Origin of the sequence: Flavobacterium orientale (assembly GCF_014638005.1) — a bacterium.
GTDB classification, from domain to species: Bacteria; Bacteroidota; Bacteroidia; order Flavobacteriales; family Flavobacteriaceae; genus Flavobacterium; species Flavobacterium orientale.
This window is the reverse complement of record NZ_BMFG01000012.1, coordinates 92,675-104,735: the sequence shown is the minus strand read 5'-3', so window position 1 is coordinate 104,735 and position 12,061 is coordinate 92,675. Positions and strand designations below refer to the sequence as shown.

Annotated in this window: 13 protein-coding genes; 2 read left to right on the top strand and 11 right to left on the bottom strand. The window is 33.4% G+C overall.

Annotated elements, in window-relative coordinates; genetic code table 11:
- Nucleotides 1–201: 201 nt before the first annotated feature.
- The 7 genes from IEV15_RS13425 to IEV15_RS13395 all read right to left on the bottom strand — a co-directional run bounded on the left by IEV15_RS13425 (nt 202) and on the right by IEV15_RS13395 (nt 7,046).
- Nucleotides 202–720: a hypothetical protein gene (locus IEV15_RS13425; RefSeq protein WP_188363049.1), complete on the bottom strand. Its 519-nt coding sequence runs from the start codon at nt 718–720 to the stop codon at nt 202–204.
- 104 nt (nt 721–824) lie between these two features.
- Entirely contained in the window at nt 825–2,408 is a 1,584-nt protein-coding gene (locus tag IEV15_RS13420) for a hypothetical protein (RefSeq protein ID WP_188363048.1), read from the bottom strand.
- A 400-nt stretch (nt 2,409–2,808) separates the two neighbouring features.
- Complete coding sequence (gene can / locus IEV15_RS13415) at nt 2,809–3,444, bottom strand: carbonate dehydratase (protein ID WP_188363047.1); 636 nt, start codon at nt 3,442–3,444, stop codon at nt 2,809–2,811.
- Between the two features lie 175 nt (nt 3,445–3,619).
- Complete coding sequence (locus tag IEV15_RS13410; RefSeq protein ID WP_188363046.1) at nt 3,620–4,264, bottom strand: carbonic anhydrase family protein; 645 nt, start codon at nt 4,262–4,264, stop codon at nt 3,620–3,622.
- 265 nt (nt 4,265–4,529) lie between these two features.
- The gene (locus IEV15_RS13405; RefSeq protein WP_188363045.1) at nt 4,530–6,155 is read right to left on the bottom strand and encodes a SulP family inorganic anion transporter; all 1,626 of its coding nucleotides are present in this window, start codon (nt 6,153–6,155) and stop codon (nt 4,530–4,532) included.
- Nucleotides 6,156–6,215: 60 nt separating this feature from the next.
- Nucleotides 6,216–6,500, bottom strand: coding sequence for a hypothetical protein (locus tag IEV15_RS13400; RefSeq protein ID WP_188363044.1), 285 nt, complete (start codon nt 6,498–6,500; stop codon nt 6,216–6,218).
- Nucleotides 6,501–6,566: 66 nt separating this feature from the next.
- Nucleotides 6,567–7,046: a Dps family protein gene (locus IEV15_RS13395; protein WP_188363043.1), complete on the bottom strand. Its 480-nt coding sequence runs from the start codon at nt 7,044–7,046 to the stop codon at nt 6,567–6,569.
- A 101-nt stretch (nt 7,047–7,147) separates the two neighbouring features.
- On the opposite strand from IEV15_RS13395, the gene IEV15_RS13390 reads away from it, so the two are divergent.
- Entirely contained in the window at nt 7,148–8,086 is a 939-nt protein-coding gene (locus tag IEV15_RS13390; RefSeq protein WP_188363042.1) for a LysR substrate-binding domain-containing protein, read from the top strand.
- A gap of 32 nt (nt 8,087–8,118) precedes the next feature.
- Here the strand turns inward: IEV15_RS13390 and IEV15_RS13385 are convergent, their stop codons facing one another.
- From IEV15_RS13385 to IEV15_RS13370, 4 genes are all read right to left on the bottom strand, one after another.
- Nucleotides 8,119–8,316 carry a hypothetical protein gene (locus IEV15_RS13385; RefSeq protein ID WP_188363041.1) on the bottom strand — a complete coding sequence of 66 codons (198 nt, stop codon included), beginning with the start codon at nt 8,314–8,316 and terminating at the stop codon, nt 8,119–8,121.
- Between the two features lie 567 nt (nt 8,317–8,883).
- Complete coding sequence (gene mnmC2 / locus IEV15_RS13380; protein ID WP_188363040.1) at nt 8,884–9,546, bottom strand: tRNA (5-methylaminomethyl-2-thiouridine)(34)-methyltransferase MnmC2; 663 nt, start codon at nt 9,544–9,546, stop codon at nt 8,884–8,886.
- 30 nt (nt 9,547–9,576) lie between these two features.
- On the bottom strand, nt 9,577–10,032 hold the full coding sequence (locus IEV15_RS13375; RefSeq protein ID WP_188363039.1) for a hypothetical protein: 456 nt from the start codon (nt 10,030–10,032) through the stop codon (nt 9,577–9,579).
- Nucleotides 10,032–10,520: a DUF4920 domain-containing protein gene (locus IEV15_RS13370; protein WP_188363038.1), complete on the bottom strand. Its 489-nt coding sequence runs from the start codon at nt 10,518–10,520 to the stop codon at nt 10,032–10,034. Before IEV15_RS13370 ends, IEV15_RS13375 begins: the two co-directional genes overlap by 1 nt.
- A 291-nt stretch (nt 10,521–10,811) precedes the next feature.
- Between IEV15_RS13370 and IEV15_RS13365 the strand changes: the two genes are divergently transcribed.
- Nucleotides 10,812–11,882: a branched-chain amino acid aminotransferase gene (locus tag IEV15_RS13365; RefSeq protein ID WP_188363037.1), complete on the top strand. Its 1,071-nt coding sequence runs from the start codon at nt 10,812–10,814 to the stop codon at nt 11,880–11,882.
- Nucleotides 11,883–12,061 lie beyond the last annotated feature (179 nt).

Below are 12,061 nucleotides of genomic sequence, written 5' to 3'. Positions count from 1 at the left end.
AAAGCTATCAACATGTTTAAAAACCATTATTTTAAACGTAAAAAGGTACTTTCTAAGCCTTACTTTTTTTAGGAATACTAACTTCCTTCAAAAAACAAACCTCGCTTAGAAAGCACTAAACGAGGTTCTTTATTATGAGTAGTATGAAAATTTAGTTTTTTGAAAAGGTTGTGCAACAGTTACGGTTGTTGCACGCTGTTTTTATTGGTTTAAACTATGACTCTTAAAAATCACAAAATATGTATTTTGACCAATTAAGATTTTCTTTCTCAATCCAAAATAATTAAATTCTTCATTATTGGTTATTATATAAGATATTGTTTCATTCTTTTTTGTTTGATTTTTACGAAATTCAAGTATAGAGTACACTTTTTTACTTTTGTCTTTTAAACTGTAAAGGCAAATGTTGGTTAGCTCATTCTTTTCGCAGAAATCAATTAAATATTTTGGAATGCTATCATTTGCCTGTGTATTGCCATTTTTTGTGATATGAGGTTTTGAGTAGTCAACACTTAGTATTTCATTTCTACGATACTTATTTTTCCATACTATGAATGAAATGTCAATAAAACTATCAGGTTCTAAAAGTTTATAATTTGAATTCACAATCTCAGTAGCTTTTTCAAACTCGATGTTATCATAAGCTAATTTTGATTTTAATGAACATGAATACAAGCAGAAAAACAAAAGTATATTGAATATTAACTGTAAAGTCTTCATTAACGTTTTTTTTAAAATAGCGTGCAACTAGTAAATATCATCAAATATATACACTCTTATGTTTTTAGGAAATTCATAGTAAAATAAATAGTATGCTTTTTTTTTCATTTCTTTATTCTTATTGCATTAATATAACCTACATGAATAAGGTTGCTATTCTCTTTAAAATCTTTGAATTCATTCGTGTTAGAAATTAAGATATCAGTAGCTTTTTGAGAATTATTTGCTGTAGATTCAAAATCTCCGATAATTTCTTCGGCTTCATCTTCGGGCAATTTTTCTAATTCTCTTTTAGCCCATTCTCTGTCTTTTTGTCCTATTATTATTATTTTAAAACGCAAATATTTTAGTTTGGCTTCTTTGATTAAAGGATATTTTAGTAATTTATCAAGTTCTTCCACCATTTCCTTTAGACTAAAAACAGGCTTTTTGGAATTATAATTTACTTTAAATTGATAAACAATTCTCTGAAAAATTACTTCAGGAATATTTTTGTAAGGTGTTAACTCTTGCATGAAGTCATCAACCATTCTATAATTTGGATTTTCTTTAGCTAGTTCATTTTCTATTCGGAGCATATAATCAATATCCTTCAAATTTTGATCTATTAAATAAGGTTCGCATTCTTTTAGAATGGCTCGTCCTTTATCAATATCTTTTGACGCATACAACAAACTTTGATAAAGTTTAAACCTAATCTTATACTCCTCTCGTTTTTCAAAATAGGTTATCGCTTGGTTGACTAATCTTTCTTTGGTTTTATAATCTTCTATTTTTCTTATCGACATTGAATAGGAACTGAAAATATCTAAACTCACATTTTCTGCCATAGTGATTCTCTCAAAAGCTGAATCTTCTAAATCGAAGGCTTGTTCTAAAGCTTCAAAAGTCAAACGTTCCTCACCTCTATGGCTATAAAACAATGCCGATATAGGATGCAAATACTTGTAATTATCAACGTCCTGTTTTTTAACATAATCAATCAGCTTTTCTGCCATTACGAAATCATAGTTGAAGATGGTAGACTGAATCAAAATATAATAAATAGGTATGCTTAAATCTGATGAAAAAATAGTCGCTTCATATTCTTTCAAGTCTCTACTAAATGCTGCCAACTCTTTTGCGTTTTCATTTTGGTGCAATATTGCAATAAAATCACCTAACAATTGAGATGCAAGTATCATATGCAACCTTTCATCATAACTTTTCGACAAAGATGATTTACCAAGTTTTATAAATTCTTTATAATCTTCTATACCCAAATAATAAGCCGTTAAAAATAACTCTTTAGTGTCTTTATCCTTAATCAACGGAATTATCCTATGAATTAATCCATGATTATCTCTATTAAAAAAGTAACCACAGGCACAAACCTCATCTAGTATAGGTTGAAAAGTAGATAAATAATTGTCATCCAAACGACTGCAATAATCATTTATAAATCTAAAATCTCGAAGATTAAACTTTGCTATTAACAAAGAGTGTACAAAAGGAGGAAAATAGGGCACTTTTGTTAAGGCATCTTGAACTTCTGGAATAAACTCTTCCTCAGTAAGATTAGTATTTTTCATTTTTTCATAGAATTTATCGCCGAATTCTATTTGTTCATCCGTAAAATTAGTTTTCTGAGACCAGCCAAAAAATGGGAACAAAAGAAGAATTAAAATTATTTTTTTTACTGTAACCATATTTTATAAAATTTTCTCATTTATTATCTTACCAGATAAAATGAATTAACGTCAATAAATTATAAGAGAACGCGGAGTAAAGAGAATTATAGTATCAACTCCAGTTTATGATTTAATTCAAAAATAGGAAAAACTTTTCAAAGAAATTATAAAGTTAGTTCCCACGAAAGGATTCGTGTGGTCAAATTCATTAAGATAAGCTTATTTTTTTCTAGCAATCCCGGTAAATATAGGGAACAAAGTCGCAAAAAAACGTACTAAAAATGTAGGTTTAGCGTATCCTTGTCAAGACCTTTTTTCTTTTATAAATTACAAAATCATTACCTTAATGACATTGTGCTTGCATTAGCAACTAAAATTTAAACCCAAATAAAAAGCCACTTAAAAGTGGCTTTTTATTTTAGAATTTTAATTGGTATACTTCGTCTAACTCGTCGTTGTTTTTGAAGTTGACTCCTAAGTCGGTGACGTAACCAGAATTTAGTCCGTACACCCAACCGTGGATGGTTAAATCTTGTCCAGCTTTCCAAGCTGATTGTACGATGGATGTTTTTGCTAAGTCAAAAACTTGTTCTTTAACGTTTAGTTCTACAAATTTATTGAAACGTTCTTCTTCATTTTCTATACTATCCAGTTCGGCTTGGTTGAAACGGTAGACATCTTTGATGTGTCTGATCCAGTTGTCAATTACGCCAATTGAACTGTTTCCCATTGCGGCTTTTACACCACCACAACCGTAGTGACCACAAACAATCACGTGTTTCACTTTTAAGGCATTTACTGCATAATCCAGTACACTCAACATGTTCATATCGGAGTGAATCACCATGTTTGCAATATTACGGTGTACGAAAACTTCGCCGGGTGTTGCTCCAATAATTTCATTTGCCGGTACGCGACTGTCGGAACAGCCAATCCATAATAATGGTGGGTTTTGACCTTTGGATAAATCTTTGAAAAAATCAGGGTCTACTTTTAATTTGCTATCTACCCATTTTTTGTTGTTGTCTATTATTTTTTTATAAAACTCGCTCATTTTTTTGTTATTTGGTTTAAATTGATTTTTCTCGAAACCATATTCTGTGACAAGAAACAACTATAATTTGTTTTTTATCATAGCCTGTCCTTATGGAGCAAACAGATTATTAAAAAAGCCACTAAAAAGTGGCTTTCTATTTAGAATTTTGATTGCATTACTTTCGCTTCGTATTTTAAGAAGCAATGAATTTGGTTTCAGGGTAGTATACTACTTCTCCTGTTGTAATGTCATGCATTCCTCCAATGATACCAATTTGTCCGCTTTGAATCATTTCTTTTAAGATTGTACTTCTTTCCATGATTGATTTAACGCTTCTTTTTACATTAATGGTCGCGACATTTTCTACAAAATCTGAATTTTTAGAATTTCTATTTTCCTTTGTATCCAATTCATCATCAACAGCCGGTCTGATTTTAGTAAGTAACGCTGTAAGATTTCCCATTTCAACATGGTCACATGCTCCTTTTACAGCACCACATTTGGTATGTCCTAACACCACAATAATTTTTGAACCTGCTACTTTACAAGCAAACTCCATACTGCCTAAAATATCTTCATTAATAATGTTTCCAGCAATACGTACGCTAAAAACGTCTCCAAGACCTTGATCGAATATCAATTCGGCCGATGTTCTACTGTCGATGCAGCTTAGAATTACCGCAAACGGATGTTGACCGTCTGATGTTTCGTTGGCTTGTTGTAAAAGGTTTCTATTGGCTTTTAAGTTGTTTACAAATCTTTTGTTTCCCTCTTCTAATAGCGTTAACGCCATTGAAGGAGAAATTGCATCTTGCATTTCTTTTGTTAATGTTTTCATACTACTCTAGTCTATGTTTGTTATTTTTAAATTAATTTACTTTCTGATTAATCCGTTGGGTGTACTTCAACTTTTATGTTTTTTTTACCACATAGATTCATAGATTTTCATAGATTTTGAAAGGCGTTTTCACTTATTTATAGAAAATCATAGCTATGTGAACCTAATGATTGGACTACCCCTCTTTTTTTTACTATGCTATGTGGTTAAAACATATTATGTTTGAAAAGACAATATTATGTTAGTTGCACCCAATGCGTTCTAATTAGTTTAAATTAATTTCGTCTTTTGCTTTTTTTGCGGTCATTTTTACATGTTGCCCATCATCTGTATTGTCTAAATTATAGGCCTTTTTAAACCCAACTAATTTTACTTTAATATGATCCTCTTTTGCTCGAATGGTTTTAAATTCTTGAATTAAATCTAACACATCATGTGCAATATAAACGGTATCAGAAGCATTAATAATTACTTTAGAATTTTCAGGAATATTATTTAATGTGTTTTTAATTGCGGCTTTATTTAAAAACGAAACTTCTTGTGCCAAATCAATGTGAATTTCATCACCATCATGGTATTCTTCTTTTCTAAATAAATAGGCTCTTTTGTAATTTCCTCTCAAAACGAAGAAGATACTGATTAACATCCCTAAAGCCACCCCTTTTAATAAATCTAAAAGTACAACTGCCAGAACGGTTGCAATAAAAGGTATGAATTGGTATTTTCCTTTTTCCCAAAAATGCATGAACATGCTTGGTTTTGCTAATTTATAACCAATTAACAATAGAATGGCGGCTAACGTTGCTAACGGAATTTTATTCAAGAATGCAGCAATTGTTAATACGCTAATCATTAATAAAAGTCCGTGTATGATTGCAGAAGCTTTAGTTCTTGCACCCGCATTTGCATTTGCAGAAGATCTCACTACTACAGAGGTCATTGGTAATCCTCCAATTAAACCACTTAAAAAGTTACCAATACCTTGAGCTTTTAGTTCCACATTGGTATTTGTATATCTTTTGTAGGGATCCATTCTGTCTGAAGCTTCAATACATAATAAGGTTTCAATGGATGCTACTATGGCAATTGTGACACCTACAACCCATACTTTTGGGTTTGAAAGTGTTGCAACTGAAAAATCAGGAAACACAAACATTTCTTTGAACTCTAACAAATTAGATGGTGTTGGCAATGCCACTAAATGGTCATTTGACACTTGAAGCGAACTTCCCGTTCTGATAAAAATTTCATTCAGAATGATCCCTGAGAAAACAGCAATAAGTGCGGCAGGCACTAATTTTAATTTCTTTAGAGCCGGAACTTTGTCCCAACCAATTAAAATTGCTAATGCTACAGCTGTTATGATTATTGAACCATAGTTGATGTAATTGAACGAATCGATTAAGGTTTGAAACACATTAGATCCTCCGGCTTCAAAAAAAGAAGTATCACCTTCTGTCACTTTATCATAGCCAACCGCATGCGGAATTTGCTTTAGGAAGATAATAATTCCGATACCTGCCAACATTCCTTCAATAACGTTAGTTGGGAAGTAATTGGAGATGCTTCCTGCTTTCAGAAACCCTAATATCAACTGGATTAAACCGGCCATAATTACGGCGGTTAAAAAAATGTTGTAAGCCCCTAAATCGGTAATTGCTGTTAAAACAATTGCTGTTAGTCCGGCAGCCGGACCTGTAACACTGATGTGTGATTTACTCAAAAACCCGACCACGATACCTCCAATTATTCCGGAGATAATACCGGAAAAGAGTGGAGCTCCGGAAGCTAAAGCAATTCCCAAACAAAGCGGAAGAGCTACTAAAAATACCACCAAACCTGATGCAAAATCAGATTTGAGGTGTGCCAAAAGATTTATTTTTTTTGTCATTTACCTTAAAAATATAATGTATGTCTTAGTTTTAGTATTAAAAAATACGCCAATTAACCATTATACTTCAGGAGGTGGAGAGAATATTTCGTCTAACACTTCATCGTGTTGGATGTTGTTTTCGGAAATGATTTTTTTAGAAGCTTGTTGTTCTTCTTTTAAAGTAAAAACTTCTTTGTTGGTTTTGATAAACTCTTTAACATTCAGTTTTTTGTTGGTTTCTTCTTCTTCAGATATACTAAATACCAAGGACAAATCGGCATCATTATTCATATACCCAATGATGGTGGGTAATGAAATAAAGGATACAAACAAAAAAAGTATTATTGTAGTTACTGTCTTCACAAATGCAAAAATAGTTTTTTAGAAAGATAAATCCGAGTGAAAATCTTAAATTTAATTAAAATTTAACTACAATTCAACGTCCAACCACGCATTCATCATCCAAATTGTTTTCTCTTGCTCTTTGATGAAATCGCTCATCATTGCATTAGTTCCTTCATCATTTGCTTCTCCGGATTGCTTTAAAATTACACGTTCGATTTTTAATAACTGCGTCAACGACATGACAATCAAGTTGACTGCCTCTTCGTCTTTTGAAATGTTGAAACCTACTTGCATTTTGTTATGTTTGATATACTCTTCAAAAGTATGCAAAGGCGTTCCTCCCAATGTTAAAATTCGTTCCGCAATTAAATCAATTTTCAGTTGGCTGTCGTTATACAATTCTTCAAACTTTACATGTAAATCAAAGAATCGTTTTCCTCTGATGTTCCAATGCAAACCTCTTAAGTTTTGATAATATACCTGAAAGTTTGCCAATAAAATATTGAGTTCTGCTGCTAGAATTTCTGTTTTCTTACTGTCTAATCCGATGCCGTTCATTTTCATAATTACTGTTTTTAATTTACTTTAAATTTACAAAAAAATGACCAGTTTGTGTTATAATTAAAATTGATTGTTTTTATATTTGCATTATAATTAATTATACCATGACAATAACTCAATTGCATTATGTATTGGCGGTAGCTGAACACAAAAACTTCACTTTAGCAGCCGAAAAATGTTTTGTTACGCAGCCCACTTTAAGTATGCAAATACAAAAAATTGAAGAAGAATTAGGTATTCAAATATTTGACCGAAGTAAAAAACCCATTCAGCTTACTGATATTGGTTTGAAAATAGTTACCCAGGCCAAAAACATCGTTAATGAGGCTAACCGTATAAAAGACATTGTGGATCAACAGAAAGGGTTCATTGGCGGTGATTTCCGATTGGGAATTATCCCAACGATTATGCCTACGCTGTTGCCTATGTTTTTAAATAATTTTATTAAGAAGTATCCAAAAGTCAATTTAATCATTGAAGAATTAAACACTGACGAAATTATTATCAAATTGAAAAACGGGCATTTGGATGCTGCGATTGCTGCAACGCCATTGCAAGAAGAAAAAATCAAAGAGGTGGTCTTGTTTTATGAGCCTTTTGTGGCTTATATTCCTGAGAGTCATGCCGTTTTTGAGAAGAAAGAAATTGAAGTTTCCGATTTGGTTTTGGATGAAATTTTATTGCTTCAAGATGGCCATTGTTTTAGAGACGGTATTTTGAACTTATGCAAAAACAACCCGGGTACTGTCGATAAATTTAATTTTCATATTGAAAGCGGCAGTTTTGAAACCTTAATAAAATTGGCTAATGAGGGTTTAGGCACTACCCTTCTGCCCTATCTTCACACTTTAGATTTAAAGGAAAAAGACAAAGGGAAACTAAAACATTTTAAGGATCCGAAACCGGCAAGGGAAGTCAGTTTGATTTATCCGAAAAACGAATTGAAAATTCACATTATCGATGCCCTTCGCCATGTTATCACCGGTGTTGTTAGAGGTGCCATTGCCTTTCAGGACATTCAGATTATCAGTCCGAAGAAATAATAAAAAAAGGAGCCGTTTAAGCTCCTTTAGTTTTATAATTCTACGTAATTTAAACAATAAGTCAATTCGGGTTTCTCTTTTGTGTAACTCAATAGCCAATCGCGTAATTGTTCCAATTCATAAGGTAGTAATTGTTTGATTGCTTTTTCAAGTTCTTTACAAAACAGTTTAGGGTCAAAACTAACGCTTTCAAGAATTTTCTTCGTGTAAGCAAACATTGGTCTTGTCATAAAATTAGTTTTAGTAGTTGGGTAATATTGATTATAACTCGAAAGTACTAAATAAAATTGTTTGCTGCCGAAAATAAACAAAAAATTAACTTCCTTCTTAACGATTGTTAAAGTCTAACCAATCCTCTAATTTAGCTAAAAGGCTTTCTTTTTCTTTGCTTTTTTTGGAGGCTTTAGGAGTGGTATCCCTTGCCCTGATTGCTAATCTGCTAAATGGTAATGATTTTATGTTGCTTGTTATGGAACCTTTTTCAATGGCGAAAAAGAAGTTTTTGAGGGGATTAAAGGGTTTCTTATTCGTCCTACAAATTGAATTTTATGGGAACGCGGATTGAACGGATTTAATGGTGCTACTTATAATTTCTCGCAATACTTATAAATATCGGGAGCAAAGTCGCAAAAGATTAGAACGCGGATGAAGCGGATTGGCTTCGCCAAACGCGGATTTTAACGGATTTAATAGTGCTACTTATAATTTCTCGCAATACTTATAAATATCGGGAGCAAAGCCGCAAAAGATTAGAACGCGGATTGGGCAGATTTAATAACAAGGCAAACTAGTATGACTCACACTTTTGTACCTCTCAACATTTCCCGTTTACCCGGTGGTCCGGCTAATTTTTCAATTTGAAAACCGGCTTCTTTCATGGCGTTTTTTATGGGGCCGCGACAGGCATAGGTAACCAAAATTCCTCCCTGCTTCAAGGCAGCATACATGCGTTGGAAAATCGCTAAGCTCCACAATTCCGGTTGTACCCGATATCCAAAAGCGTCAAAATAAATCAAGTTAAATTGCTCGATATCGTTGATTTGATCAAAAAGTTGTTTGCGTTTTGTCAGATTAAAAGTGGGCGTAATTGCGATACGTTGGTCCCATTCTGATTTGTGAAATACTTTAAAAACAGCTTCAAATTCGGTAGCTTTTAATTCAGAAACATAGTTCATTTTCAGGGCTTCTTCCTCGGAGATTGGAAAACCTTCCACTCCCACATACTCAACAGTTTGTTTGGTTTTGGTTGCTTCTAAAAATGTGATGAACGCATTTAAGCCCGTTCCAAAGCCAATTTCCAAAATGGCGATTGTTTCGTCCCGACACATTGAAAACCCATTTTTTATAAATACATGTTGGGCTTCTTGAATGGCTCCGTGTTTGGAATGATAGCTTTCCCCCCATTCCGGAATGTGAATGGATGTGGAGCCATCTGTTGTTATAAAAATTTCTCGTTTCATGGTAAAAAAAAATGTAACCCGAAAGTTACATTATTTTGTGGTAATTACTAATTTTTTTATTCTGGGAATCGGGCCGCCACATTTTACTTCGTGGCAACTGATACAGGCTTGAATGGCATTGTTGTAATGTGTTGCAGCATTTTCAGGATCGGCATAAATTTGTTCCTGAGCTTTCAAAAACAAGACCGATTGTTCTTTAAAAAAGGCATCGTTTTCCGAAGGATCGGTCATGATTGAACTGTGAATTTTTGAAAAATGCGTTGGAAATTCACCTACCTCTTCCCCGTTTATGATTCGGTTTTTCAATCGTTCGTTGTCCACATACATTTGCTCCATAAGCAATGCCATTTCTGACATGTTATACATTTCAAAGTTTTTCTTTTCGGTAGTAGTGGTTTCCTTATCCGGTTCTACTGCAGGTGTCTCTTTGCAGGAGCTAAAAACTACTACCAATAAAAGGACAAGCAGGTTATTTATGTTATTCATTATTCTTTAATTAAAACACCGTTGGCCGTAAAAGAATAGGTTACTTCCGGTTCTGTGATGGCATCAATTTCTTCTTGGGATTTTCCGGCATCTTTGGCATAATGTTTCAAAACATCCACCGACTCCACAGAAACAAAAGCTTTACCATTCATAATCGCTTCGCTTCCTGCGGCATTTAGCGGCATAAAAAATCCGTAATCTTTAAAGCGAATGAAGGCCTTTTTATCTTCCCCTAAATCCACATTCATCCAACATCCTTTCTTTTGACATACGTCTTTGATTACAGAAGCAAATTTTACTTCAATGGTATCCCCTTCTTTTAAATTGGTATATTTATCTAGAAGTTCTTCTTTAGTTAATGTTCCTTCTGCCGTAATGCTATCTCCAAAAGAAGCATAGGCAAATTCAGGTGTAACTTCGGTTGGTTCGTTTTTTTTGCATGCCATTAAACTTGTGACAACTAAAAGCGATAAAATAATTTTTTTCATTTTCTATAATTTTTATACGATGCTGCAAAAATAAACAGAATAGTCAAATCAAATCCTAAAAGTCTAACTATTTTGTAAATTATCTAAAATTTAGAATCAGTATTCATTATGAAATTGCCGTAAAAACCAAAGGTGATTTTCAAAATAGTAACCGAAATAGCCTAAAAAACTATTTAATTTTTTTACTTTAGCAAAATCTGAACAATTCAATCAGTCAAAAGTTGTTTATGAGGCATAACCACCTAAAAAACAACTAATTATCAGCATATAATATAAAATAAAACCATTTTAATGACTTCAAACACTACCAACGAAATCGATATAGTTAGGGCTTCGACCTCAAAAATAGACGCTGTTGATTTTGAAAACCTCACTTTTGGAAACATTTTCACGGACCACATGCTTATTTGTGATTATAAAAATGGAGCCTGGGAAAAACCGCTTATAAAACCTTATGAACCTTTTTTAATTGACCCTTCGGCCAAAGTTTTTCATTATGGACAAGCCATCTTTGAAGGTATGAAGGCCTACAAAGATGAAAACGATGCTGTTTGGTTATTCCGTCCCGATGAAAACCACAAACGTTTCAATCATTCTGCCAAGCGATTGGCGATGCCGGAAATACCGGAAGAAATTTTCATCAATGGTTTGCATGAAATTTTAAAAATTGAAAAAGATTGGGTTAAAAAAGGAAAAGGCAACTCTTTATATATTCGTCCGTTTATGATTGCGATTGGAACGGGAGTTATAGCACAACCGTCGACACAATATCGTTTTATGATTATTTTGTCTCCTGCTCGTTCTTATTATTCGGGAGAAGTGAAAGTAATCATTGCGGAACATTACAGTAGAGCGGCAAATGGCGGGATTGGAGCTGCAAAAGCGGCAGGAAATTATTCTGCTCAATTCTACCCTACCAAACTGGCTAATGAAAAAGGGTTTCAGCAAATTATTTGGACCGATGATGCTACGCATACCAAATTGGAAGAAGCCGGCACGATGAATTTGTTTTTTAGAATAAAAGACACCTTATATACGGCACCTACGAGCGAACGAATTTTGGATGGTGTTACCCGAAAAAGCTTGATTGAAATTGCGAAAAAGGAAGGCATTGCAGTAGAAGTACGTTCTGTATTGGTCTCCGAACTTATTGAAGCGTCAAAAGACGGTTCGTTAATGGAAATCTTTGGAGCGGGCACTGCTGCCGTTGTTAATCCTGTTGTTGGATTTTCGTATCAAGATACCTATTATGAGTTACCCAAATTAGAAAATTCTTTTGCGTTGTTGCTAAAAGAAAAATTAACTAATATTCAGTATAAAATTGACGACGACACTTTTGGTTGGACGGTCAAGGTAAAGTAAATTAAAATCCTCTTGAATTTCAAGGGGATTTTTTTTGGATTTAGTAGTTGTGAATAAAGTTTTTTTTAGCCACGGATTAGACGGATTGAAACAGATTTTTGCGGATTTTTGCGGATTTTATAAAAAAGTTGAATTTTTGCGTCGAAGTCAGAGACATTCGCCGAGCGACTTGCTAACTG

What these genes read in the sequence shown, in the direction of transcription:
- IEV15_RS13425 (WP_188363049.1), bottom strand. Translation starts at nt 720, where the DNA reads ATGAAGACTTTACAGTTAATATTCAATATACTTTTGTTTTTCTGCTTG.
- IEV15_RS13420 (WP_188363048.1), bottom strand. Translation starts at nt 2,408, where the DNA reads ATGGTTACAGTAAAAAAAATAATTTTAATTCTTCTTTTGTTCCCATTT.
- can (WP_188363047.1), bottom strand. Translation starts at nt 3,444, where the DNA reads ATGAGCGAGTTTTATAAAAAAATAATAGACAACAACAAAAAATGGGTA.
- IEV15_RS13410 (WP_188363046.1), bottom strand. Translation starts at nt 4,264, where the DNA reads ATGAAAACATTAACAAAAGAAATGCAAGATGCAATTTCTCCTTCAATG.
- IEV15_RS13405 (WP_188363045.1), bottom strand. Translation starts at nt 6,155, where the DNA reads ATGACAAAAAAAATAAATCTTTTGGCACACCTCAAATCTGATTTTGCA.
- IEV15_RS13395 (WP_188363043.1), bottom strand. Translation starts at nt 7,046, where the DNA reads ATGAAAATGAACGGCATCGGATTAGACAGTAAGAAAACAGAAATTCTA.
- IEV15_RS13390 (WP_188363042.1), top strand. Translation starts at nt 7,148, where the DNA reads ATGACAATAACTCAATTGCATTATGTATTGGCGGTAGCTGAACACAAA.
- IEV15_RS13385 (WP_188363041.1), bottom strand. Translation starts at nt 8,316, where the DNA reads ATGACAAGACCAATGTTTGCTTACACGAAGAAAATTCTTGAAAGCGTT.
- mnmC2 (WP_188363040.1), bottom strand. Translation starts at nt 9,546, where the DNA reads ATGAAACGAGAAATTTTTATAACAACAGATGGCTCCACATCCATTCAC.
- IEV15_RS13375 (WP_188363039.1), bottom strand. Translation starts at nt 10,032, where the DNA reads ATGAATAACATAAATAACCTGCTTGTCCTTTTATTGGTAGTAGTTTTT.
- IEV15_RS13370 (WP_188363038.1), bottom strand. Translation starts at nt 10,520, where the DNA reads ATGAAAAAAATTATTTTATCGCTTTTAGTTGTCACAAGTTTAATGGCA.
- IEV15_RS13365 (WP_188363037.1), top strand. Translation starts at nt 10,812, where the DNA reads ATGACTTCAAACACTACCAACGAAATCGATATAGTTAGGGCTTCGACC.